The sequence below is a fragment of the Aliiroseovarius sediminis genome (assembly GCF_022678485.1).
GTDB classification, from domain to species: Bacteria; Pseudomonadota; Alphaproteobacteria; order Rhodobacterales; family Rhodobacteraceae; genus Aliiroseovarius; species Aliiroseovarius sediminis.
Genome location: NZ_JALBYP010000017.1, coordinates 1 through 586, shown reverse-complemented (window position 1 = coordinate 586; position 586 = coordinate 1). Strand labels below are relative to the sequence as shown.

The 586-nt window shown below is 50.0% G+C and carries 1 pseudogene; it reads right to left on the bottom strand.

The annotated features are described in order from the left end of the window. Nucleotides 1–442: 442 nt before the first annotated feature. Nucleotides 443–586: pseudogene (locus MN186_RS00080) on the bottom strand (IS256 family transposase); the annotation flags it as partial.

Genomic DNA, 586 nt, shown 5'->3' with positions numbered 1-586 from the left:
CTGCTCTTCGCTGAAACGGCTTCTCTTCATCGTCTGTCTCCTCAGTTGGAGAACAGGCTAACCTCAAAGCGAGGACTTTTCAGGGGAGCAGGTCAGCCGTTACAATAAGCTCACTAGGAATTGCCTTTCGTGACAACACATTAATGGACTTCATACCTACAAAGTAAATATAATGCATTGATTAATATAAATATTACCGCGCACACCGGGATACTAAAGGCGTCGAGCTACACTACTATACGTATACATATACCCGACAACACCACCCTAGCCTATTAGGCTCTACTCTACTCATGTCATGAGTATTATACCCTACGGGCACGGTGCATCCCCACTCTGTTTTGTTCTTCTAGCTGACTAAGAAGGAAACACTGAAATGCGGCTGCTGGAGAGGCACGAAGCCCGAAGGGCGGAGATATGCGCAGAAGTTGGTGGCGCTTGATCAGGCGGCAGCTTGAAGTTGGCGGATCCCGTCGCGGAACTCGATCCCCTGGATGATCTCGGGCAGTCGGTTTTGACCGTCGAGCTTTCGCCATTTCTTCTGCGCTGACATCATCAGCTTGAAGGCCATGCATTGCCCGGCAGG